At 72.9% G+C, this 22,708-nt stretch carries 23 protein-coding genes; 14 read left to right on the top strand and 9 right to left on the bottom strand.

The window, feature by feature from the left end:
- Positions 1–11: 11 nt before the first annotated feature.
- The 6 genes from ribH (at position 12) to B100_RS0125930 (ending at position 4,887) form a co-directional block, all read left to right on the top strand.
- Positions 12–497, top strand: a complete 486-nt coding sequence (gene ribH / locus B100_RS0125955) for a 6,7-dimethyl-8-ribityllumazine synthase (RefSeq protein WP_024887333.1) — start codon at positions 12–14, stop codon at positions 495–497.
- A gap of 34 nt (positions 498–531) precedes the next feature.
- Positions 532–804: a phosphoribosyl-ATP diphosphatase gene (locus B100_RS0125950; protein ID WP_004990764.1), complete on the top strand. Its 273-nt coding sequence runs from the start codon at positions 532–534 to the stop codon at positions 802–804.
- A 52-nt stretch (positions 805–856) separates the two neighbouring features.
- Positions 857–1,741 carry an ATP phosphoribosyltransferase gene (hisG, locus tag B100_RS0125945; protein ID WP_024887332.1) on the top strand — a complete coding sequence of 295 codons (885 nt, stop codon included), beginning with the start codon at positions 857–859 and terminating at the stop codon, positions 1,739–1,741.
- 20 nt (positions 1,742–1,761) lie between these two features.
- On the top strand, positions 1,762–2,223 hold the full coding sequence (locus tag B100_RS0125940; RefSeq protein ID WP_024887331.1) for a PH domain-containing protein: 462 nt from the start codon (positions 1,762–1,764) through the stop codon (positions 2,221–2,223).
- Between the two features lie 259 nt (positions 2,224–2,482).
- Positions 2,483–3,814 carry a hemolysin family protein gene (locus tag B100_RS0125935; protein ID WP_024887330.1) on the top strand — a complete coding sequence of 444 codons (1,332 nt, stop codon included), beginning with the start codon at positions 2,483–2,485 and terminating at the stop codon, positions 3,812–3,814.
- Positions 3,811–4,887, top strand: a complete 1,077-nt coding sequence (locus tag B100_RS0125930) for a hemolysin family protein (RefSeq protein ID WP_024887329.1) — start codon at positions 3,811–3,813, stop codon at positions 4,885–4,887. The genes B100_RS0125935 and B100_RS0125930 overlap by 4 nt, the downstream gene beginning before the upstream one ends.
- A gap of 55 nt (positions 4,888–4,942) precedes the next feature.
- Here the strand turns inward: B100_RS0125930 and B100_RS0125925 are convergent, their stop codons facing one another.
- The gene (locus tag B100_RS0125925; protein WP_024887328.1) at positions 4,943–6,805 is read right to left on the bottom strand and encodes an AAA family ATPase; all 1,863 of its coding nucleotides are present in this window, start codon (positions 6,803–6,805) and stop codon (positions 4,943–4,945) included.
- A gap of 457 nt (positions 6,806–7,262) precedes the next feature.
- Positions 7,263–7,805 (bottom strand): hypothetical protein, encoded by a 543-nt coding sequence (locus B100_RS34270; protein ID WP_037723507.1) that lies wholly within the window; start codon positions 7,803–7,805, stop codon positions 7,263–7,265.
- A 326-nt stretch (positions 7,806–8,131) separates the two neighbouring features.
- On the opposite strand from B100_RS34270, the gene B100_RS0125915 reads away from it, so the two are divergent.
- From B100_RS0125915 to B100_RS0125905, 3 genes are all read left to right on the top strand, one after another.
- Complete coding sequence (locus B100_RS0125915) at positions 8,132–9,505, top strand: peptidase C39 family protein (RefSeq protein WP_024887327.1); 1,374 nt, start codon at positions 8,132–8,134, stop codon at positions 9,503–9,505.
- 140 nt (positions 9,506–9,645) lie between these two features.
- Positions 9,646–9,786, top strand: coding sequence for an SCO1431 family membrane protein (locus B100_RS36610; protein WP_106967095.1), 141 nt, complete (start codon positions 9,646–9,648; stop codon positions 9,784–9,786).
- Between the two features lie 93 nt (positions 9,787–9,879).
- Positions 9,880–10,536, top strand: a complete 657-nt coding sequence (locus B100_RS0125905) for a TetR/AcrR family transcriptional regulator (protein WP_024887326.1) — start codon at positions 9,880–9,882, stop codon at positions 10,534–10,536.
- Between the two features lie 124 nt (positions 10,537–10,660).
- On the opposite strand, the gene B100_RS0125900 is transcribed toward B100_RS0125905, so the two are convergent.
- Positions 10,661–11,899 carry a glycoside hydrolase family 18 protein gene (locus B100_RS0125900; protein WP_024887325.1) on the bottom strand — a complete coding sequence of 413 codons (1,239 nt, stop codon included), beginning with the start codon at positions 11,897–11,899 and terminating at the stop codon, positions 10,661–10,663.
- 353 nt (positions 11,900–12,252) lie between these two features.
- On the opposite strand from B100_RS0125900, the gene B100_RS0125895 reads away from it, so the two are divergent.
- Complete coding sequence (locus B100_RS0125895) at positions 12,253–13,425, top strand: acyl-CoA dehydrogenase family protein (RefSeq protein ID WP_024887324.1); 1,173 nt, start codon at positions 12,253–12,255, stop codon at positions 13,423–13,425.
- Here B100_RS0125895 and B100_RS0125890 read toward each other — a convergent pair.
- Complete coding sequence (locus B100_RS0125890) at positions 13,388–13,639, bottom strand: hypothetical protein (RefSeq protein WP_024887323.1); 252 nt, start codon at positions 13,637–13,639, stop codon at positions 13,388–13,390. The two genes, B100_RS0125895 and B100_RS0125890, sit on opposite strands and share 38 nt — an antisense overlap.
- Positions 13,640–13,773: 134 nt before the next feature.
- Entirely contained in the window at positions 13,774–14,208 is a 435-nt protein-coding gene (locus B100_RS0125885; RefSeq protein ID WP_024887322.1) for a hypothetical protein, read from the bottom strand.
- A 214-nt stretch (positions 14,209–14,422) separates the two neighbouring features.
- Here B100_RS0125885 and B100_RS0125880 point away from each other — a divergent pair, with 214 nt between their 5' ends.
- The 4 genes from B100_RS0125880 (at position 14,423) to fxsA (ending at position 18,988) form a co-directional block, all read left to right on the top strand.
- Positions 14,423–14,863: an Lrp/AsnC family transcriptional regulator gene (locus B100_RS0125880; RefSeq protein ID WP_024887321.1), complete on the top strand. Its 441-nt coding sequence runs from the start codon at positions 14,423–14,425 to the stop codon at positions 14,861–14,863.
- Between the two features lie 455 nt (positions 14,864–15,318).
- Entirely contained in the window at positions 15,319–16,923 is a 1,605-nt protein-coding gene (locus B100_RS0125875) for an amidohydrolase (protein WP_024887320.1), read from the top strand.
- Positions 16,924–17,462: 539 nt separating this feature from the next.
- On the top strand, positions 17,463–18,329 hold the full coding sequence (locus B100_RS0125870) for a polyprenol monophosphomannose synthase (protein ID WP_024887319.1): 867 nt from the start codon (positions 17,463–17,465) through the stop codon (positions 18,327–18,329).
- A gap of 68 nt (positions 18,330–18,397) precedes the next feature.
- Positions 18,398–18,988, top strand: coding sequence for an FxsA family membrane protein (gene fxsA, locus B100_RS0125865; protein WP_024887318.1), 591 nt, complete (start codon positions 18,398–18,400; stop codon positions 18,986–18,988).
- Positions 18,989–19,160: 172 nt separating this feature from the next.
- On the opposite strand, the gene B100_RS0125860 is transcribed toward fxsA, so the two are convergent.
- The 4 genes from B100_RS0125860 to yczE form a co-directional block, all read right to left on the bottom strand.
- Positions 19,161–19,535, bottom strand: a complete 375-nt coding sequence (locus B100_RS0125860) for an RNA polymerase-binding protein RbpA (RefSeq protein ID WP_003977404.1) — start codon at positions 19,533–19,535, stop codon at positions 19,161–19,163.
- 279 nt (positions 19,536–19,814) lie between these two features.
- A complete protein-coding gene (locus tag B100_RS0125855; protein ID WP_024887317.1) occupies positions 19,815–21,161 on the bottom strand; it encodes an MFS transporter in 1,347 nt (448 codons plus the stop codon).
- 51 nt (positions 21,162–21,212) lie between these two features.
- Positions 21,213–21,980, bottom strand: a complete 768-nt coding sequence (locus B100_RS0125850; RefSeq protein ID WP_024887316.1) for a glycerophosphodiester phosphodiesterase family protein — start codon at positions 21,978–21,980, stop codon at positions 21,213–21,215.
- Positions 21,977–22,642, bottom strand: coding sequence for a membrane protein YczE (gene yczE / locus B100_RS0125845; RefSeq protein ID WP_024887315.1), 666 nt, complete (start codon positions 22,640–22,642; stop codon positions 21,977–21,979). Before yczE ends, B100_RS0125850 begins: the two co-directional genes overlap by 4 nt.
- Positions 22,643–22,708: the final 66 nt, after the last annotated feature.

The raw sequence follows: 22,708 nt of genomic DNA, 5'->3' as shown, positions 1-22,708 counted from the left end.
CGAGGAGAGACGTGAGCGGCAAGGGTGCACCGGAGCTGACCGTACGCAATGTGGGTGACCTGCGGGTCGCCGTCGTCGCGGCACAGTGGCACGAGAAGGTGATGGACGGACTGGTCGACGGCGCGCTGCGCGCCCTGCACGACCTGGGCATCGACGAGCCGACCCTGCTCCGGGTCCCCGGCAGCTGGGAACTGCCCGTCGTCGCCAAGGTGCTGGCCGGCCGGGGCTACGACGCGATCGTCGCCCTTGGCGTCGTCATCCGGGGCGGCACACCGCACTTCGAGTACGTGTGCCAGGGCGTCACCCAGGGGCTCACCCAGGTGTCCGTCGAGACCGGCGTCCCCGTCGGCTTCGGCCTGCTCACGTGCGACGACGAGCAGCAGGCCCTGGACCGGGCGGGACTGCCCGGCTCCCGCGAGGACAAGGGGCACGAGGCGGTCACCGCGGCCGTCGCCACCGCCGCCTGCCTGCGCTCGGTGTCCGAACCCTGGCGGTGAGCAGTCCCCGTCACCGCGTAGGGTAAGGACCACCATGTCCAAGAAGACGTTCGAGGAGCTCTTCACCGAGCTCCAGCACAAGGCCGCCCACGGGGACCCCGCCACCTCCCGCACCGCCGAGCTGGTGGACAAGGGCGTCCATGCCATCGGCAAGAAGGTCGTCGAAGAGGCCGCCGAGGTCTGGATGGCCGCCGAGTACGAGGGCAAGGAGGCGGCCGCCGAGGAGATCTCGCAGCTGCTCTACCACGTCCAGGTGATGATGGTCGCCCGCGGCATCTCCCTCGACGACGTCTACGCCCACCTGTAAGACATCCCCGTTCCAGCCCCACCCCCTTTTTCACGCGAAGGAAGCCGACCTCATGCTGCGCATCGCCGTCCCCAACAAGGGTTCCCTGTCAGGACCTGCGGCGGAGATGCTGCATGAGGCCGGCTACCAGCAGCGGCGGGAATCCAAGGAACTGCGGATCGTCGACCCGATCAACGAGGTGGAGTTCTTCTACCTCCGCCCCCGCGACATCGCGATCTACGTTGCCTCCGGCCGGCTGGACATCGGCATCACCGGCCGTGACCTGCTGATCGACTCCGGAGCCGACGCCGAGGAGATCCTCCCGCTGGGCTTCGCCCGCTCCACCTTCCGCTACGCCGCCAAGCCCGGCACCGTCACCACCGCCGCGGACCTGGCCGGCACGACCGTCGCCACCTCATACGAGGGCATCGTCGCCGCGCACCTCGCCGAGCACGGCATCGACGCGTCCGTCGTCCACCTCGACGGCGCGGTCGAGACCGCCATCCAGCTCGGCGTCGCCCAGGTCATCGCGGACGTCGTCGAGACCGGCACCTCGCTGCGCAACGCCGGCCTCGAGGTCGTCGGCGAGCCGATCATGCGGTCCGAGGCCGTCGTCATCCTCCCCCGGGCTCGAACACACTCGCCCGGGGGGACCCCCACCACTGGCGCCGACGGCGAGGAGCCCAAGGTGCAGCAGTTCCTGCGCCGCCTGCAGGGCGTCCTGGTCGCCCGCACGTACGTGATGATGGACTACGACTGCCGGGTCGAGCAGCTGGAGAAGGCCGTCGCGCTGACCCCCGGCCTGGAGTCCCCGACCGTGTCGCCCCTGCACAACGAGGGCTGGGTCGCCGTCCGGGCGATGGTCCCCTCCAAGGAGGCGCAGCGGATCATGGACGACCTGTACGACATCGGGGCGCGCGCCATCCTCACCACGGCCATCCACGCCTGCCGGCTCTGACCGGGCCGGGGAGGAGCGCCATGTCCGACACACGGTTGCCCGAACTGCCCGTCACCTTCCGGCCGGGCGTCACCCGCGCGGTGCTGCTCACCGCGGGCGTCGTGCTGTTCGTCGTCGTCGGTCTGATCGGGCTGCTGCTGTCCGGGCTCGGCCCGGGGGAGCGGATCAGCTTCGTGTTCACCGCCGCGCTGCTGGCCGGTGTGCTGTTCCTGCTGGCCCGGCCGAAGGTCGTCGCCGACGAGACGGGCGTCACGGTCGTCAACATCGTGAACCGGCGCCGCCTGGCGTGGCCGGAGATCCTTCAGGTGAACCTCCGCTCGGGTGATCCCTGGGTCTTCCTCGACCTCAGCGACGGCACCAGCATGCCCGTGCTCGGCATCCAGCCCGGCATGGCCCGGCAGCGGGCCGTCGCCGACGCACGGGCCCTGCGGGCCCTCGCCGAGGCGCACTCCGCGCCCGAGGCCGGCGCCGCCCGGGACTGACCCGGCGCCACCGGCCGTGGCCCGTCCGGCCAACGCGCACCTGCCGCAGTCGCCCCTGTCTTGATTAATCTGTTGGTCGGAGGCGCGCCGACAACGCCTCCGCCCCTGTCGCCCCGCCCGGTGCCCAGGGGCCCCAGCTATCCGAGGAGTGACCCCCTCCGGCGATGGACGGATCGTCCTGTAGTACCTGCGCCGCCCCCTGCCGACATAGCGCTCATCCGGGTTCCCGGGTGCGCGCGCATGCGGAGGCGGCGGCATCATGAGCACCCCTGCGCTGCTTCTCGCAGCCGCCTTCCTGCTGATCCTGGCCAACGGCTTCTTCGTGGCCGCCGAGTTCGGCCTGGTCACCGTCGAGCGGGCGGACGCCGAACAGGCCGCCGCGGGCGGCGACCGGCGCGCCCGCCGCGTCGTCGCGTCCCTGCGCGAGCTGTCGTTCCAGCTCTCCGGCACCCAGCTCGGCATCACCATCACCTCCCTCGTCGTCGGCATGCTCGCCGAACCGGCGCTGGCGGAACTGCTGCACGGCCCGCTCACCGGCCTCGGCACACCCCGGGGCGCGGTCCCCGGCGTGTCCGTGGTGATCGGCATGCTGCTCGCGTCCGCCGTGCAGATGGTGATCGGCGAACTCGTGCCGAAGAACTGGGCGGTGTCCCGGCCGATGCAGGTCGCGCGCTTCGTCGCCGGCCCGCAGCACGCCTTCGCCCGCCTGTTCCACCCGGTCATCGCCGGGCTGAACGCCGTGGCCAACCGTCTCGTACGGGCCCTGGGCATCGAGCCCGCCGAGGAGCTCGCCTCCGCCCGCACCCCGGGCGAACTGGTGTCCCTGGCCCGGCACTCGGCCCGTGCGGGCGCCCTGGAGCAGGACACGGCGGACCTCTTCGTCCGCACCCTGTCCCTGGGCGAGCTGACCGCCCAGCACGTCATGACCCCCCGCGTGCGGGTCAGCGCCCTCCAGGCGTCCGCGACCGCCGAGGACGTGGTCAACCTGACCCGCGCCACCGGCCTGTCCCGCTTCCCCGTCTACCGGGAGCGGATCGACGAGATCGTCGGCATGGTCCACCTCAAGGACGCCCTCGCGGTCCCCGCGCACGAACGGCTGCGCACCCCGGTGGGCCGCATCGCCCGCCCGGCGCTGCTGGTCCCCGAGACGCTGCCGGTGCGCCCGCTGCTCGCCCGGCTGCGCAGCGAGCAGCCCATCGCGGTCGTCGTCGACGAGTACGGCGGCACCGCCGGCGTGGTCACCCTCGAGGACATCGTCGAGGAGATCGTCGGCGAGGTGCGCGACGAGCACGACGGGCAGGACGTCCCCGAACTCGCCCCGGCCCCGCCGGAGGACGGCAACCCGGCCTGGGACGTCGACGGCGGTGCCCGGGTCGACATCCTGCGCCGCATAGGGCTGGAGGTCCCCGAGGGCCCGTACGAGACGGTCGCCGGGCTGGTCGCCGATCTGCTCGGCCGGATCCCCGCCGTCGGGGACCGCGCCGAACTGGCCGGCTGGCGGCTTTCCGTGCGCCGCGTGGGCCACTACCGCGCGGAACGGGTCCGTCTGGTCCGCACCGCGCGGCTCCCCCTGATGGAGGCGGCCCGATGAGCGTCCTGCAACTGCTGTTCGCCGCCCTCCTGGTGCTGGCCAACGGCTTCTTCGTCGGCGCCGAGTTCGCCCTGGTGTCGGTCCGCCGCAGCCAGATCGAACCGCTCGGCACCACCCGCGCCCGCCAGGTGCTGTACGGCCTGGAGCATCTGCCGCAGATGATGGCGGCGGCCCAGTTCGGCATCACCGTCTGCTCGCTCACCCTGGGCGCGGTCGCGGAACCGACCGTCGCCCGGCTGCTGGAGCCGGTGTTCACATGGATGCACCTGCCGCACGGCGTGATCCACCCGCTCGGCTACGTCATCGCGCTCGCCGCCGTGATCTTCTTCCACCTGGTCATCGGCGAGATGGTGCCCAAGAACCTGGCGATGGCGGCCCCCGAGAAGGCGGCCCTGTGGCTGAGCCCCGGCCTGGTCTGGTTCGCCCGCCTGTGCAAGCCGGTCACCGTCGCCCTCGGCGCCTTGGCCCAGGGCATCCTGCGGCTCTTCAGGGTGGAGCCCAAGGACGAGGTCGAGGCCGTCTTCACCAGCGAACAGCTCAACCGGCTGGTCGAGGACGCCGGGCAGGCGGGCCTGCTCGACCCCGAGGAGGCCGAGCGCCTGGAGGACGCGCTCGAGCTGGGCTCGCGCCCGGTGACGGACGTCCTGCTGCGCCGCGAGTCCCTCGTGACGGTCACCCCCGCGGTCACCCCGGGGCAGATCGTGGAGCTGACCGCCCGCACCGGGTACTCACGCTTCCCCGTGGCCGCGGAGGGCGGTGCCTTCATGGGCTACCTGCACGTCAAGGACGTACTGGACCTGGAGGACACCGACCGTGCGGTTCCGCAGCACCTGTGGCGGCCCATGACGACCCTGCGCCCCGAACTGCCGCTGGACGACGCCCTGACGGTGATGCGCCGCGCGGCCACCCACCTGGCCCAGGTGTCGGACGCGTCCGGGAAGGTGCTGGGCCTGGTGGCCCTGGAGGACGTCCTGGAGCTGCTGGTGGGCGAGGTGCGCGACCCCGCCCACCGCGAGGTGACGCTCACCCCGCAGCGGGCGAGCGGGACCCCCGAGGAGGCGATGGCCACCTGACCTCGGGCGACGCCGCGGTCCGTCTTGCCCCGCCGGTGACACGCCCGTCGGGGTCTCACGGCCCCGACGGGTCCGACGGGCCCCGCCCGGACAGCACCTCCCCGTACGCCTGCATCAGGTCCGGCAGCCGCAGCGTCGCCAGGTCCTCCCGGGACAGCGGGCCCGGGTATCCCGACAGCCTGAGGTCCCGGTAGGCGCAGCTCTTCTCGTACAGGGTGCGCAGGAACCGCCCGTTGCCCAGTTCGTCGATCCAGCCCTGGTCCACCACGTGCCCGGCGATCGACCGCAGCTCGTCCACGGCCTCCTCGTCCCACACGTCGCCGTTCTCCGCGGCCAGTACCTCGCCGATCGCGGTCAGCTCCAGCGGCCGGTACGAGGGGAAGTCCACCCGGGTGGTGAACCGGGACGACAGCCCCGGGTTGGCGGCCAGCAGCCGGTCCATGCCCTCCGGGTAGCCGGCGAGGATCACCACCAGGTGGTCCCGGTTGTCCTCCGCCCGCTTCAGCAGCACCTGCAGCGCCTCGTCGCCGTACGCGTCGCCCTTGCCGTAACCGGAGTTGGAGAGCGAGTACGCCTCGTCGACGAAGAGCACCCCGCCGAGCGCCGAGTCGATCAGCTCGTTGGCCTTCACCGCGGTCTGCCCCAGGTACTCGCCGACCAGGTCCGCCCGCTGGGCCTCCACCAGGTGGTCGCCGCCGAGCAGCCCGAGGGCGTAGAAGACCCGGCCGAGGATCCGGGCGACCGTGGTCTTGCCGGTGCCGGACGGCCCGGAGAAGACGAAGTGCCGCTTGGGGGGCTGCACCGGCAGTCCCTGACCGGCCCGCAGCCGCGCCATGTTCAACTGCGCCGACAACGCCTTGACCTGGCGTTTCACCGGCTCCAGTCCGACCATGCGCTCCAGCTCCGCGAGCGCCTCCTCCAATAACGCCGGGTCGGTGGGACCGGGCGGCAGCGGTGACCCCGGGCTGCCCGCCCGCTCGCGCGCCCCCGGACCGCCGAGCGAGGGCAGGGGCGAGGGCGGCGGTTCGGGGTCGGACAGCCGCAGGTCACGCCCCTCGGTGCCGAACAGCGGGTCCAGCGTGTCCGGGCCGTCGATCATGTCCTGCCCGGCGCCGGCGAGGGTGATCGCGGCGAGGTCGGCGGGGTCGTCGTAGCCGTCGCCCTCGGCGATCGCGGCGAGCCGGGCCGAGGTGTCCATGAAGGCGGGGTCGACCCGGTGCACGGCCCGGTACAGGGGCAGGGCGGCTGCGCTGCGGCCGGTGCCCTCGTGGGCGCGGGCCAGCCAGTAGCGCAGCTCCTTGCGCTGCGGCTGCTCGCTGCGGCAGCGCATCAGAGCCGCCGACAGCAGCGGTTCCGCCTGTCCGTACATCTCCAGGCGCACCCGGGCCATGCCGCCGAACAGGCCGGCCTCGATGCCCAGCACCGGGTCGTCGACGAGCGGGTCGGTGTGCCGGACCAGCTGCTCCCAGTCCTTGACCAGGTAGGCGCGGCACGCGTGCAGGAAGCGGACCTGCGGGTCGGTGTCCACCGGGGGCAGTCCGGCCAGCGCCTGGTCCAGCTCGGGGACGTGGCGGCCGTCCAGCCAGTGGGAGGCGTGGGCGAGCAGCAGGTCCCGGGGGCTCTCCAGCACGGGCTGCACCCACCAGCCCAGCCAGTACCAGGAGTTGAGGGTGCGCCGGTGCCGGGTGCGCTGTTCGCCGAAGCGGTCGCGGTGGCGGTACATCCTCAGCAGCGCGGTCGTCGTGTCCACGCGCAGCGCGTGCAGTCCGAGCCAGCCGTCGGCCATCCCGGGATCGATCCGCACCGCGGTCCGGAACTCCTCCTCCGCCTGCGGATAGGCGCCCATGGTGTAGGCGTCCACGCCTCGCAGCCAGGCGAGGTCGGCCGGGGCCTGCGGGCCCTGCGTGCCGAAGTCCATCACGTCCCCCACAAACCGTGCCCCCGTCGGTGTGCCGGCCGGCCCTCGGCCGTCGGCGCCCTGTGGTCGAACCGCTGTGCCGCGGACCGGAGTTGCAAGGTGCGTGAGGCATCGTCCACCGGTCGCACCGAGGGCATCGTACCTGCGGTGGCGTCACGTCCGTAGGGTGCCGTGCAGGGGGAACACGGGGCACGTGGGAGGGGCGCGGCACACACTCCTTCACCGAGGGTGATCGTCATATGCCACTGTGCGCCCGGAAAGTGTGAAAAGGGCAGAACGAAGCCCCCGATCACGGGGGAACAACCGGGGGCTTCGTGTCTGCGGGCGGCACCCGAAGGGCCGCACATTGAGAACGTAAGACCTGTACGGGCCCTCGGTCAAGCGGAGTTGGGGTACCGCGGCAACTTGTCCGGGACCACTCTTCACAGGTTCACCACATTGCGGATGACCCGTCACTCTACGTGAGGAGACAGGGCGTCTCACCGCTCCCGGCAGGCCCAGCGGCCAGCTCGTATCCCTCCTGTCGCTGCCGCACCAGCAGATGCGCGAAGGGGCGCGAAGGGTCATCGGCGAAGTGCTCGCGCTCCGCCCCCGTCCAGCCGTCCCAGAACTCCCGCTGCTCCTCACCGTCCCGGGCCCGTCCGCGCGCCCAGGACTCCTCACGGGGCAGGTCCATCCAGAGCAGCAGCGCCAGATGCGGGCGCAGCGCCCGCCGCCCCGCGCCCACGCCCTCCACCACGACCACGGGGGCGGCCGGCAGCGCGCGCGGCGGGCCGGGGTGGCGGGCGCGCCAGTCGTAGGGGGCGTAGTGGGCCGACTCGCCCCGGGCGAGCGGGCCGATCACCTCGCCGAGCAGCCGTCCGGTCCAGTCGAACAGTTCGTCGTGGCGGGCGATGTCGTCGAGGTGCAGCACCGGGGCACCGCCGAGCGCGCCGGCGAGCAGTCCGGCGAAGGTCGACTTCCCGGACCCGGCGTGTCCGTCGACGGCGACGAGCCGCACCGGACCGCACGAGGGCGGGAGCCGCAGGATGCGGGAGGCGAGCGTGTGAATGGCGGGTTCCCGGGGCTGTGGGGGAGTGCGGACGGAAGCACTCTAGGGCCCGCGCTCTCGGCCCGGCCCCGGGGCGGCGGCCACCGCCCACCTGCGGTGCTTCCGTCATTGGTCGAGTCCCATGTTGGTCCGCACCGTACGGCCAGGGTGCTGGCAGGACCCGCCCGGCTGCGTTCATAGTGGGGCCCACACCCGCTCCACCCGGCGGACGCACACCGTCCGGCGGCCGTGCACTGGCCTTGTCCCCGACTCCGACACCTGGGGGTCCCCCACCCATGAGCAGTACCGAACTGCCGTCCCGCAGAACCCTCCTGGCCGCGGCGGTCGTCGCGGCCGTCGCCGGAGGCGCGGGGCCGGCGTCCGCTGCCGCCCCGGCCACCGCCGCCACCCGGCCCACCGGATCCGGGCGCGCCGCCGCCCGCACCGTCGACAACCGGGCCTGGACCACCTACAGCGACTGGCGCGGCGGCACCGGCGCCGGCACGCGGGCCGTCGCCGGTCTCCGCCCAGGCCTGGTGATCGCCGAGGCGGCCGGCACCACGGACCACACCGACCCGCACACCGGCCGCACGGCCGCCTGGGAGTACGCGACCTGGACCTCGCCCGTCCACCGCCTCGCGGTCCCGGCCACCGAGGCGATCGCCTCCTGGAACGCGCACACCCCCGAGGGCACCTGGCTCCAGATCGAGCTGAAGGGCACCTACTCCGACGGCACGGACACCCCCTGGTACGTGATGGGCCGCTGGGCGGCCGGCGACGGGGACATCCTGCGCACCTCGGTGGACGACCAGAGCGACGGGAGGAGCAGCGTCTGGACGGACACCCTCGCCGTCGACGACGCGGCCTCAGGGCTGCGCATCGCCTCCGCCCGGCTGCGCCTCACCCTGTACCGCCGCCCCGGCACCCTCCTCACCCCGACCGTGTGGCGGGCCGGCCTGATGGGCTCCGACGTCCCCGACCGGTTCACCGTCCCGGCCTCGAAGCCCGGCCTCGCGCGGGAGCTGGTCGTCCCGCGCTACTCGCAGGAGATCCACAAGGGCCAGTACCCGGAGTACGACAACGGCGGCGAGGCCTGGTGCAGCCCCACCTCGTCGCAAATGATCATCGAGTACTGGGGTGGCCGGCTCTCCGGGGAGCAGCTCTCCTGGGTCGACCCCTCCTACGCCGACCCGCAGGTCTGCCACGCGGCCCGCCACACCTACGACCACCAGTACGCGGGCTGCGGCAACTGGCCGTTCAACGCTGCGTACGCGGCGACCTTCCCCGGCCTGCAGGGCGTCGTCACCCGGCTGAGGTCCCTCACCGACCTGGAGACGCTGATCGCGGCGGGCATCCCGGCCATCACCTCGCAGTCGTTCCTCGAGGAGGAGCTGACGGGTGCGGGCTACGGCACCTCCGGGCACCTGATGACCGTGATCGGCTTCACGGCCGACGGCGACGTGATCGCCAACGACCCCGCCTCGGACGACAACGAGGCCGTGCGCCGGGTCTACCAGCGGCGCGAGTGGGAGAACATCTGGCTGAGGACCAAGCGTTACAACGCCTCCGGCAAGGTCGTCTCCGGCACCGGCGGCATCTGCTACCTGTACTTCCCGGCGCGGCCGATCCCGCGCCAGCGCAAGGCGCTCGCGGCGGTGGGCGTGCGCTGATCCGGCGCCCGCGGCGGGCCCCCGGTGCGTCCGGGGCCCGCCGCGTGTGAGCAAGCTCTCGGCGGCACCGGCCGTTTCCGGTGGCAAGGTGGACGACGTCCCTGGGGGGAACCGGCGACCACCGAGACCAGGTAGAAGTCATGACCGCGAACGCAGCCACCGTCACCCGTGCCCGTACCGGCGGACCCCGCGAGGACGGCTCGAAGATCCTCGAGCATGTGCTCGGCTGGACCCTCGTCGTGGTCCTCGCGATCCTCGTCACCCAGCTGGGACTGCTGTAGTCCCGCTTCGCGGTCCGACCGTGCCGTGGCACGGGCCGACCTGCCATACTCCTGCGGGACCGTCCCGCCCCCCGCAGGAGACCTGGGTCGACAGTGAACACCAGTCAGCAGTCCGTCGTGCGCCCTTCGGTCCGCGCCGGCCGGCGGGCGTCGGCCCGCCGTGCCGAACTCATCGCCATCGGGCGCCGCTTGTTCGCCGACCGGTCCTACGACGCGCTCTCGATGGACGACATCGCGCGCCAGGCACAGGTCGCCAAGGGCCTGATCTACTACTACTTCCAGTCCAAGCGGGGCTACTACCTGGCGATCATCGAGGACTCGGTGGCCGGGCTGGTGACCCTGGCGTCGAGCGGTGACGAACTGCCGCCCGTGGAGCGGGTGCATCGCACCATCGACAGCTATCTGCGCTACGCCGAGCACAACCAGGCCGCGTACCGCGCGATCGTGAGCGGCGGCGTCGGCTTCGACGCCGAGGTGCACGCCATCCGGGACGGCGTGCGCGAGGCGATCGTCGCCACCATCGCCGAGGGCGCCTACGGACGCTCCGACGTCGCCCCGGTGGCCCGCATGGCTCTGCTGGCCTGGGTGTGCAGCGTGGAGGGCGCGGTGCTGGCCTGGATCGACCGCGCCGAACTGCCCCGCGCGACCATGTGCGAGCTGCTGGTGAAGACGCTCGGCGGCGCCATGCGCGCCGTCGAGGAACTGGACCCCGCCCACCCGGCCCCGGAGGCCGCGCGCCGCGACGGGTGACGGAGGACCGACGGCTGACCCAGGACCGGCGGCTGACGGAGGACCGGCGGCCGGCCGCCGGGGGAGACGCGGGGCGGGAGTCCCCCCGTGGAACCCCGCCCCGCGCGCCTCCCGGCTCAGGCCGCTACCGGATGGCCTTGATCAGCTCGCCGTCCGCGGTGTCGCCGCTGAGCTCCCAGAAGAACGTGCCGCCCAGACCCTGCTGGTTCTTCCAGTCCGTCTTGGAGGCGACGGTCGCCGGGGTGTCGTAGCTCCACCACTGGTCGCCGCACTTGGCGTAGGCGGTGCCGCCGACCGTGCCGGTCGCCGGGCACCTGTCCTTGAGGACCTTGTAGTCGTCGATCCCCGCCTCGTACGTGCCGGGCGCGGGCCCGGTCGCGGTACCGCCGGGCTCCGCCCGGGTGACGCCGGTCCAGCCGCGGCCGTAGAAGCCGATGCCGAGCAGCAGCTTGTCCGCGGGGACACCCAGCCCGGTCAGCTTCGTGAGGGTGGCGGCGCTGTGGTACTCCGCCTTCGGGATGCCGTCGTACGAGGTCAGCGGCGAGTGCGGGGCGGTCGGCCCCGCGGTGTCCCAGGCGCCGAAGAAGTCGTACGTCATCGGGTTGTACCAGTCGACGTACTGTGCCGCGCCCGCGTAGTCGGCCGCGTCGATCTTGCCGCCCTCGGTGGCGTCCGCCGGGATCGCGGCGGTGACCAGGCTGTCCGGGCCGAAGGTGGTGCGCAGCGCCGACATCAGCCTGCGGTAGGCGTCCCGGCCGCTGGTGTCGCAGGTGGCGCCGCAGGCGTTCGGGTACTCCCAGTCGATGTCGATGCCGTCGAAGACGTCGGCCCAGCGCGGGTCCTCGACCAGGTCGAGGCAGGACCGCGCGAACGCGGCCGGGTCCTTCGCGGCCTCGCCGAAGCCGCCGGACCAGGTCCAGCCGCCGAACGACCAGATCACCTTGAGGTCCGGGTGCTCGGCCTTCAGCTCGCGCAGCTGGTTGAAGGTGCCGCGCAGGGGCTGGTCCCAGGTGTCGGCGACCCCGTCGACGGACTCCTCGGCGGTGTAGGCGCGCTCGGTGGCCGCGTAGGAGTCGCCGATGGCGCACTTGCCGCCGGTGACGTTGCCGAAGGCGTAGTTGATGTGGGTGAGCCGGTCCGCGGAACCGGACGTCTCGATGTTCTTGACGTAGTACTTCCGGTCGTACGTGCCCCATTCGGTGAAGTAGCCGACGACCTTGGACCCGGCGGCGGCCTCCTGAGCCGAGGTCGCCGCGGTGGCGGTCGAGGTGCCCGCGCCGGCGAGCAGTCCGGCGCCGAGCACGGCGGCGCAGGCGGCGGACACGAGCGCCCGCAGGGTGCGGGGGCGGTGGGGGGATGGCATCCGGTGTCTCCTCGTGGGGGAGGGGAGCCGCGTTGCTTGGCATGAACGCGGTGACTCGGTTTGGGGCGAAACCCTAGAAGGACTAGACCAGTTGGTCAATGGTGCGGACCAATGTGATCGGCAAGGGGGTCCCGGGCTGTGCGTGGAAGGTGACGCGAAGGTGTCGCGAAGTAAGCGGTCGTTAACTGGTGACGCGGTGCCGCCGATCGGGCATACTCACAGCGCACAGCCGCTGGTCAGCAGCTTCCGAGACCCGGGAGTGCGAGCATCGGCGAGGCACTGACACGACCCGGCGATGCGGCCTCCACCCCAGGCGCACGCCGTAGGTGCCCGACAGGGAGGAGAGCGACGCCATGCCCGACCGCGCCCCGCAGCCGGTGGACCGGCAACTGCCCACGGACGAGGCCCGGGATTTGATCTCGCTCGTCCGCGACATCGCCCAACGCGAGGTCGCCCCCAGGGCCGCCGAGGAGGAGGAAGCGGGCCGCTTCCCGCGCGAGCTGTTCACCCTGCTGTCCGAGTCCGGCCTGCTCGGCCTGCCCTACGACTCCGAGTACGGCGGCGGCGACCAGCCGTACGAGGTCTACCTCCAGGTCCTCGAGGAGCTCGCCCGGGCCCGCCTCACCGTGGCACTCGGTGTCAGCGTGCACACCCTGGCCTCCTACCCGCTCGCCGCGTTCGGGACCAAGGAGCAGCGGGCCGAGCACCTGCCCGCGATGCTCGGCGGCGGTCTGCTCGGCGCCTACTGCCTCTCCGAGCCCTCCTCCGGCTCCGACGCGGCCTCCCTGCGCACCCGCGCGGTCCGCGACGGGGACGACTGGGTGATCGACGGCACCAAGGCATGGATCACGCACGGCGGGGTCGCCGACTTCTACACCGTCATGGCCCGCACCGGCGTCGAGGGCCCGCGCGGCATCAGCGCCTTCCTGGTGCCCGCCGGGACCGAGGGCGTCGGCGCGGCCGCACCCGAGAAGAAGATGGGCATGAAGGGCTCGCCCACCGCCCAGGTCCACTTCGACGGCGTCCGGGTCCCGGACACGCGCCGCATCGGCGACGAGGGGCAAGGCTTCGCCATCGCCCTGTCGGCCCTGGACGGCGGCCGGCTCGGCATCGCCGCGTGCGCCATCGGCGTCGCACAGGCGGCGCTCGACGAGGCGCTCGGCTACGCGACCGAACGGCGCCAGTTCGGCCGGCCCATCGCGGACTTCCAGGGGCTGCGCTTCATGCTCGCCGACATGGCCACGCAGATCGAGGCCGGACGGGCGCTGTACCTGGCGGCGGCCCGGCTGCGCGACGCGGGCCGGCCGTTCGCCCGGCAGGCCGCCATGGCCAAGCTGCACTGCACCGACACCGCGATGCGGGTCGCCACCGACGCCGTGCAGATCCTCGGCGGCTACGGCTACACCGCCGACTTCCCCGCCGAGCGTTACATGCGCGAGGCGAAGGTCCTGCAGATCGTCGAGGGCACCAACCAGATCCAGCGCATGGTCATCGCCCGCCACCTCGCGGGGCCGGAGACGCGCTGAACCGGCCGAAGCCCCGCCAGGGCTCGGCGAGCCGGGTCCACTCCGGATCGTGCCGTCCCGGCAGCGTGCGGCCCCGGTCCGCCCAGGTCCGCATCAGTTCGCGGTAGATGGGCGGGTCCGGGAGCTGTGGCGGCGGGGCGGCGGCCGCCTCGACGGGCGGCGGCACGAAGACGTGGCGCTGACGCCCGGTCGTCGAGTACGTGGGGGTCGTCATGCCCGGCCAACGCGGAAGCGGGCGGGTGGGTCACCGACCCCCCGAATAGGGCGTGCGTTCACGGGTGTCCCGTGCGGAGGACGATCGTCAGGAACGAGGGTGACGGAGCGCGCCACCCTCGGGCCGGTCCGCGCTCAGGCGGCGTCGCGCCGCATCGCCGGGAACCGGATCGGGCGGGAGCCCGGTCCGCCGACGTGCGAGAAGGGCTGGGTGCGCCAGTCGAGCCCCTGAGGGAGCGTCAGCAACAGGGCCGTGTCCTGCTCCTGGGGCGTGACCGACTCGTCCGCCGGCCGGGCCTCGGACGCGCGGCGGCCGGTGCCGGCGCAGACCGTGAGCCCGAACGGGTTCCACGGCGAGGCGCACAGCGCGTGCTCCGGCAGGACCTCCTCGTCCGCCAGGAGGGCGATGGGCTGCGAGCAGTCCGGGCACACCACCCGGAACATCTCGAACGTGTCGTACGCGTCGGATTCGTCGTCTGGGGTGCCGGGTTCGACGTACTCCGGCTCGGGCACGACGACCGGCTGCTGCCGCTTGGACGTGGTACGGCCAGGGCGCTTAAGACTCTGCATTGGGTACTCCCCCTCGAGCTGGGCCGTTCAGGCACTGCGGCCTCGACCACAGCAAGCACTTCCCGCCACCCCTGGGGGGTAATCACGAGAACATCACGGAGACGGCGCAAAGGCTGTGGCGTTCGTCACATGCCGCTCGCAGGTGCCGTCCCCGGCGCTCCCGCGGCGCCGTTCCGGTATCCGGGGCGATCAAGGGCACTGTAGGTTCGGCGCCATGGAGGAGCTGGATCGACAGATCGTGCAGCTGCTCGTCAAGGACGGGCGGATGAGCTACACGGACCTGGGCAAGGCCACGGGCCTGTCCACGTCGGCCGTGCACCAGCGGGTGCGGCGGCTGGAGCAGCGCGGTGTCATCCGCGGCTACGCCGCGGTGGTCGACCCGGAGGCCGTCGGCCTGCCGATGACCGCCTTCATCTCGGTCAAACCGTTCGACCCCAGCGCCCCCGACGACATCGCGGACCGGCTGGCCGGCGTCCCCGAGATCGAGGCGTGCCACAGCGTGGCGGGCGACGAGAACTACATCCTCAAGGTGCGCGTCTCCACCCCGCACGAACTCGAGGAACTCCTCGCCCGGCTGCGCTCCTTGGCGGGCGTGTCGACCCGCACGACGGTCGTCCTCTCCACCCCGTACGAGGCCCGCCCACCACGCATCTGACCCACCCGACGGACACGCTCCGGTGACAGCGCTTTCCGTGCCGGCGGCGGGCCGGCCGACGGGCGGCGCCGCGCGTGCGTCCGCCGGCGGCGGCGCCGGGCGGCCCCGCCCGGTGCGCCCGGCCCGCGTCGGCGCGCGCGGTGGACGCCGCTCGCACGTCGCCGGTCGGGGGCGACGGGCGCCGCTCATCTGTTGGTCGCAGGGACCTCTGCCGGCAGTCCGGCGCCGACCTCTACGGCCGGTGCCGTGCCACGGGGCCGGCATGCGCGGGGCGCTCCGTGCGTGGGGTCGGCGTGCGCGCGGCGCGCCACCGGATCGTGCCGGGCGCTGCCGCAAGGCGGGCCGGTCACCCCTGACCGCACGCGTGCGGGCGCGCCCACGCCCCCACGCGTGTGCCCGCGGGTGGGAGGGGACCTGCGTGTGGGGTGGGAGCCGGGGCGCGCGAGACTGTGGGCATGAGTGAACGCACCGCCCCATCGCCCACCGTCCTGCTCCGCCGCGGCGAGGTACACAGCCCCGCCGACCCCTTCGCCACCGCGATGGTCGTCGAGCGCGGCCAGGTCGCCTGGGTCGGCTCCGAGGGCGCCGCCGACGCCTTCGCGGACGGGGTCGACGAGGTGATCGACCTCGACGGGGCGCTGGTCACCCCGGCGTTCACGGACGCGCACGTCCACACCACGGCCACCGGCCTCGCCCTCACCGGCCTGGACCTGTCCACCGCCGCCTCCCTCGAGGACGCCCTCGCCCGGGTCCGGGAGTTCGCCGCCGACCGTCCGCAGGACCGGGTGCTGCTCGGCCACGGCTGGGACGCCGCCCGCTGGCCCGGCGGCCGTCCCCCGACGCGCGCGGAACTGGACGAGGCCACCGGCGCCCGCCCCCTCTACCTCAGCCGCATCGACGTGCACTCCGCCGTCGTCTCCACCGCCCTGCTCGACCTCGTCGCGGGCGGCGTGACGCGCGAGGACCGGCCGCTCACCGGGGACGACCACCACGCCGTACGCGCCACCGCGCTGGCCGCCGTCACCCCGGCCCAGCGCACCGCCGCCCAGCGCGCCGCCCTCGCGCACGCCGCCTCCCTCGGCATCGGCACGGTGCACGAGTGCGGCGGACCGGAGATCTCCTCCGAGGACGACTTCACCGGTCTGCTGCGCCTCGCCCGCGAGGAGGCAGGCCCCCGCGTCGTCGGCTACTGGGCCGAGCAGGACGTCGCCAAGGCGCGTGAGCTGGGGGCGCTCGGTGCGGCGGGCGACCTGTTCGCCGACGGCGCCCTGGGCTCCCACACGGCCTGCCTGCACGAGCCGTACGCCGACGCCGCCCACACCGGCACCGCGCACCTCGACGCCGACGCGGTGGCCGCCCACGTGATCGCCTGCACCGAGGCGGGCCTCCAGGCGGGCTTCCACGCCATCGGAGACGCCGCAGTGACCACAGTGGTCGTCGGCGTCCGCGCGGCGGCCGAGAGGCTCGGCCTCGCCCGTGTACGTGCCGCCCGGCACCGTGTCGAGCATGCCGAGATGGTCACCCCGGAGACGATCGCCGCGTTCGCCGAACTCGGCCTCACCGCCTCGGTGCAGCCCGCCTTCGACGCCCTGTGGGGCGGCGAGGGCGGCATGTACGCGCAGCGCCTGGGCGCCGACCGGGCCCGCACGCTCAACCCGTTCGCGGCGCTGCTGCGGGCCGGCGTCCCGCTCGCCTTCGGCTCCGACAGCCCCGTCACCCCGCTGGACCCGTGGGGCACGGTCCGCGCGGCGGCCTTCCACCACACCCCCGAGCACCGCGTCTCCGTGCGCGCCGCCTTCACCGCCCACACCCGCGGCGGCTGGCGGGCGACCGGACGGGACGACGCGGGCGTCCTCGTGCCGGGTGCCCCCGCCGACTACGCCGTCTGGCGTACCGGCGCACTCGTCGTCCAGGCACCCGACGACCGCGTGGCCCGCTGGTCCACCGACCCCAGGTCCGGCACCCCCGGCCTGCCCGACCTCACCCCCGGCCGTGACCTGCCCGTTTGCCTCCGCACGGTGGTCGGCGGCCGGACGGTCTTCGTACGGCCGGGCGAGTGATCTGCATGGGCGGCGCGGCGGCGATCATGCGCCGTGCCCCCGTCGCGCGACCTGCGCATCCTCGCCTCTGACCAGGCGTTTGAACCACACTGCGCAGGTCGAACGGCTGTTGACAGGCGGCCGCAGGGGGCCGGTAGGTTCGGCCGGGTCCACCACCGGACGCCCGACCGGAGAACGTCCGGCCACTCGTGTCAGCGCCGCTGGGTCAGGGGCGGTGTGCCGCACCGGGGCACCGCCACTGGGAGCCAGGCTCAGCGCGGCGCGGAGCCGAGGGACGTGTCCGCCGGCCGGGGAGGTGCGACCCCGGGTGGGGCCCGGGCGCTCAGTAGACAACGGCTTCAGGTCGATCCGCAGCCGGCGGATCCCAGGCCGGCCCGAAGGGCGCCGGGCCCCCATCCGCTGTCCCCGTCCACCGGCGGGAAACAGGTGTGCCTACCCGATCTTCGGGAAACGACACCACCATATGAACGTCCTGTCACGCCGACGCAGTACGCGCCCACTAAGGTGGGACCCTGCGCACAGGACATGAAGGGGCAGCAGTGAACGACGGCGGCGGGACCCTCGCGGCAGGATCCCAGGGGCGGAACTTCGGCCCGCTCGGTACGGCTCTGGTGATCATCCCGACCTACAACGAGGCGGAGAACATCAAGGCGATCGTCGGCCGCGTGCGCAAGGCCGTTCCGGACGCGCACGTCCTCGTGGCCGACGACAACAGCCCCGACGGTACCGGCAAGCTCGCCGACGAGCTGGCGGCCGAGGACGGAAACGTCCAGGTGCTGCACCGCAAGGGCAAGGAAGGCCTCGGCGCGGCCTACCTCGCGGGCTTCCGCTGGGGCCTGGAGCACGGCTACGGCGTCCTCGTCGAAATGGACGCCGACGGCTCCCACCAGCCCGAGGAGCTGCCCCGCCTGCTGACCGCCCTCAAGGGCGCCGACCTGGTGCTCGGCTCGCGCTGGGTGCCGGGCGGCCGGGTGGTCAACTGGCCGAAGTCGCGGGAGGTCATCTCGCGCGGCGGCAGCCTCTACTCGCGTCTGGCGCTCGACCTGCCGCTGCGTGACATCACCGGCGGCTTCCGCGCGTTCCGCCGCGAGACCCTGGAGGGTCTCGGCCTCGAAGAGGTGGCCTCCCAGGGGTACTGCTTCCAGGTCGACCTGGCCCGGCGCGCGGTGAAGGCCGGCTACCACGTCGTCGAGGTGCCCATCACCTTCGTCGAGCGCGAGCTCGGTGACTCGAAGATGAGCCGGGACATCCTCGTCGAGGCGCTGTGGCGGGTCACCGCGTGGGGCGTGGGGGAGAGGGTCGGCAAGGTCCTCGGCCACGCCGAAGACAAGCCCCGCCAGGCCCGGGCCGGCAAGGCCGCCCCGGTCAAGGAGACCACCCCGGGCGGCGACCGCCCCACGTCGTAGCCGCCGCGGTCCCGCGGCCACCGGGGCCGCTTATCCCGCGCTGAGCCGGACCCAGGCACACTGGGAGTATGACGACTGGCGCGCAGACCCCGTACCCCGTCCGGCCCCGGCGTTCCCGGCTGCGCACGCTGCTGCCGCTGGGTGTCGCCGTCTGGCTGGTGCTGGAGATCTGGCTGCTGACCCTGGTCGCCGGGGCGTCCAACGGCCTGGTGGTCTTCCTGGTCCTGGTGGCCGGCGTCGTCCTGGGCTCGGTCGTCATCAAGCGGGCCGGCCGCCGGGCCTTCAAGAACCTCACCGAGACGCTGCAACAGCAGCAGAGCGGCACCGTGGCCGCCGGGTCCCGGCCGAACAGCGAGGGCAACGGCCTGATGATGCTGGGTGGCCTGCTGCTGATCATCCCCGGCCTGATCTCCGACGCGCTGGGCCTGCTCCTGCTGGTGCCGCCGGTCCAGAAGGCCGTGAGCCGCTACGCCGAGCGCACCTTCGAACGCAAGCTCCGTGAGGCCGCCGCGTCGCAGGGCTCGCTGGGGGACGCCTTCCAGCAGGCCCGCATGCACCGCCCCGACGGCAAGGTCGTCCAGGGCGAGGTCATCAGGGACGAGCCGGGCAGCGCCCAGGGGGACACCCCGCAGGGCCCGCCCCCGCCGCTGACGCGCTGAGAGCGCCCCGCGCTCGACGAAAGAGAAAGAACGAACGCCCCGGGTGACCGGGGCGTTCGTTCGTTCGTGGAGCACAAAGATTCCATGCACGCACACAGGACCGCGGGCGCCGTACACGTACGGCGCCCGCGGTCCTGTGTCGCTGTGCGTCCGGGCGGGGCAGACCCCGGGATCAGGCCGACTTGCGGCTGTCCCGCGGATGCACCGCGATGTTCATCGCACCGGACCGCAGAACGGCGAGACGCTCCTCGAGGACCTCTTCGAGTTCCTCGCGGGTGCGCCGCTCCATCAGCATGTCCCAGTGCGTACGAGCCGGCTTGGCCTTCTTCTCCTCCGGACCGTCACCGTCCACCAGGAGTGCCTGGGCACCGCAGACCTTGCACTCCCACTCCGGCGGGATCTCCGCCTCGACCGAGAAGGGCATCTCGAAGCGGTGCCCCTTCTCGCATGCGTACTCCACGGCCTGGCGCGGGGCCAGGTCGATGCCGCGGTCCGTCTCGTAGCTGGTCACCACGAGGCGCGTGCCGCGAAGAGCTCGCTCACTCATGAATCGTGCCTCCCGGGCTTGTCGCCCACAGGACAGGTGTCGCTGTCGTCGTCATCCGGTCAACGTCCGGTCGGCGGTAAAGATTCCCGATCGGAGTTCCGTTCCGGGTCATGTGTCACCGTCGTGGCCGCAGCCTTTGTCAACCAGTGCAGTACCCACCGACGCCCGGTTTGTCACATCCATTCACAGATGTCACACAGCGGTTCGGCATCTTTGACGCGCAGTAACGGTACGCCTGGCAGGCCAAACGCGTACACTACCGCCCTTTCGCGCCCAACGCTAAATCCGCTCGGGCACCGGATTGCCCGCGTCGGCGATCGCCCGCCGAACGGGTACCCGCGCCAGCAGGACGAATCCCAGTACGAAGAAGCCCACAAGGGAGACGATCGCGTCCCGGTAGCTGCCGGTGAGCTGGTAGGTCAGGCCGAACAGCAGCGGCCCGAGCCAGCTCAGCCCCCGGTCGCTGATCTCGTACGCGGAGAAGTACTCCGCCTCCTTGCCGGGCGGCACCAGGTGGGAGAACAGGGACCGGGACAGGGCCTGGCTGCCGCCGAGGACCAGACCGATCCCGGCGGCCAGCACGAAGAACCACGTGGGCGCGCCGGCCGGCAGGAAATATCCGGCCGCGAGGGTCAGCGTCCAGGCGACCAGCGAGCCGAGGATCGTGCGCTTCGCCCCGTACCGCCGGGCCAGTCTGCCCAGCATCAGGGCGCCCGCCACCGCCAGCACCTGCACCAGCAGCACGGCCACGATCAGCGTCGCCTGCCCGAGGCCCAGCTCCTTCGAGCCGTACACCGAGGCCTGCGAGATCACCGTCTGGATGCCGTCGTTGTAGATCAGATAGGCCAGCAGGAAGGCGAGCGTCAGCGGATGCCGGCGCATGTCGCGGACCGTCGCCGCGAGCTGCCGGAAGCCGGGCAGGGACGCCTCCCGGGCGGGCGCGCGGCGGTCCCGCAGCCGGCGCAGCGGTATCAGGGCGAACGCGCCCCACCACAGACCCGCCGAGGCCAGGCAGATACGCACCGCCATGCTCTCGGACACACCGAAGCTGTCATGGCCGGTGTAGAGGACGAGGTTCGCGACGAGCACCAGCGCGCCGGCCGCGTAGCCGAAGGCCCAGCCGCGCGAGGAGACGGCGTCGCGCTCCTCCGGCGGAGCGATCTGCGGCAGGTAGGAGTTGTAGAGCATCATCGCGACCGACTGCGCGGCGTTGGCCACCACCAGGAGCAGGCCGCCCAGCAGATAACGGTCGCCGTCCAGGAAGAACATCCCGGCGGTCGCGGCGGCACCGGTGTACGCGGCCGCCGCGAGCAGCGGCTTCTTGCGTCCGGTGCGGTCGGCGGCGGCGCCCACCAGCGGCATCACCAGCACGGCCACGACCACCGAGAGGGACACCGCGTACGCGAAGAAGGACCCCGCGCGCACGGGTATGCCCAGGGGGTGCACGAACCCGTCGGCGTCCGCCGCCGCCTCGGCGACCGAGGTCAGATACGGGCCGAGGAAGACGGTGACCACGCTCGTGGAGTACACGGAGCAGGCCCAGTCGTAGAAGTACCAGCCGCGCTGTTCGCGCCGCCGCGCGGCGCCCTCGTCCGCCGCCGGTGACCGCACGGTGTCGGTGTCCACCCGTGCCCTCGCTTCCCCGTGTGCGCGCCGAGGCGACGGGGCGCGGGGGTCTCAGACCCAGGTGCCGCGGTCCTCCATGACCTTGCGCAGTGTGTCGATGTGATCGGTCATGATGCCATCCACTCCGAGGTCGAGAAGCCGGTGCATGCGTTGCGGTTCGTTCACGGTCCACACGTGGACCTGCACGCCCCGCGCGTGGGCGGCCCGCACGAAACGCTCGTCGACGACCCGGACGCCCGACTGCTCCTCGGGCACCTGCGCGGCGACCGCCGACCGGCGCGGCGGGACCGGCAGCCCCCAGGACCGCAGCCGCAGGTTCAGCACCCCCCGGGTGCCGAAGGAGGTGGCCAGCCGCGGCCCGGCCAGCCGCTGGGCGCGCACCACCCGCGCCTCGGAGAACGAGCCGACGCAGATCCGGTCCCAGCACCCGGTGCGCTCGATCAAATCCAGCAGGGGCCGCAGCGCCGGTTCGGCCTTCACGTCCACGTTCCAGCGGACCTCGGGGAAGGTTTCCAGCAGCTCCTCGAACAGGGGCACCGGCTCGGCACCGGCCACCCGCGCCCCCGCCACCTCGGACCAGGGCAGGTCGGCGATCCGGCCGGCGCCGTCCGTCACCCGGTCCAGGGTGGCGTCGTGAAAGGCGACGAGCCGGCCGTCGCGCGTGGCGTGGACGTCGGTCTCGATGTACCGGTAACCCGCCTCGACGGCGCACCGGAACTGCCGGACGGTGTTCTCCAGCCCGTCGGCCGCCCCGCCCCGGTGGGCGAAGGCGAGCGGGCCGGGATGGTCGAGGTAGGGGTGGCGTATCGGCGGGGTCACGACCGCAGTATGGCCTGCTGGGGCTGCCCGCCGGCAACGACCGTGGTGCCGTCGGCCCGCCCCGGGACCTCGAAGACCCGCAGGAACACCTGGGCGAGCGGGCCGATCGCCACCGCGTACAGCAGCGTGCCCACGCCGACCGTGCCGCCGAGGAGGAAGCCGGTGACCACGACCGTGATCTCGATGAGCGTGCGGACCAGACGCACCGACACCCCCGTGCGCCGGTTCAGCCCCGTCATCAGCCCGTCGCGCGGCCCCGGACCGAACCGCGCCGCGATGTACAGCCCGGTCGCCGCGCCGTTCAGCACGATCCCGGCCGCCATCATCACCACGCGTACGGCCATGCCGTGCGCGTCCGGCACCAGGGCCAGCGTCGCGTCCATCGCCGCGCCGATCACCAGCACGTTGGAGACCGTGCCGAGCCCCGGTCGCTGCCGCAGCGGTATCCACAGCAGCAGCACCGCCGCGCCCAGGGCGGTCAGCACCACGCCCATCGACAGCCCGGTGCGCTCGGACAGGCCCTGGTGCAGGACGTTCCATGGTTCCAGACCGAGCCCCGACCGCACGAGGAGCGCCGAGCTGGCCCCGTACAGGGCCAGTCCCCCGTACAGCTGGAACAGCCGCCGCACGAGATGCCGCTCACGGAGCGAGTTTCTGGCCAAGAGGTGCCCCCTGTGGTGGAAGTGGACCGATGCATGCCACCCTGGAGCCTGACTGGTCATGTCATC

Source organism: Streptomyces sp. CNH189 (assembly GCF_000527195.1).
The sequence above is the reverse complement of the archived record's forward strand: the minus strand, read 5'-3'. Positions and strand labels throughout refer to the sequence as shown.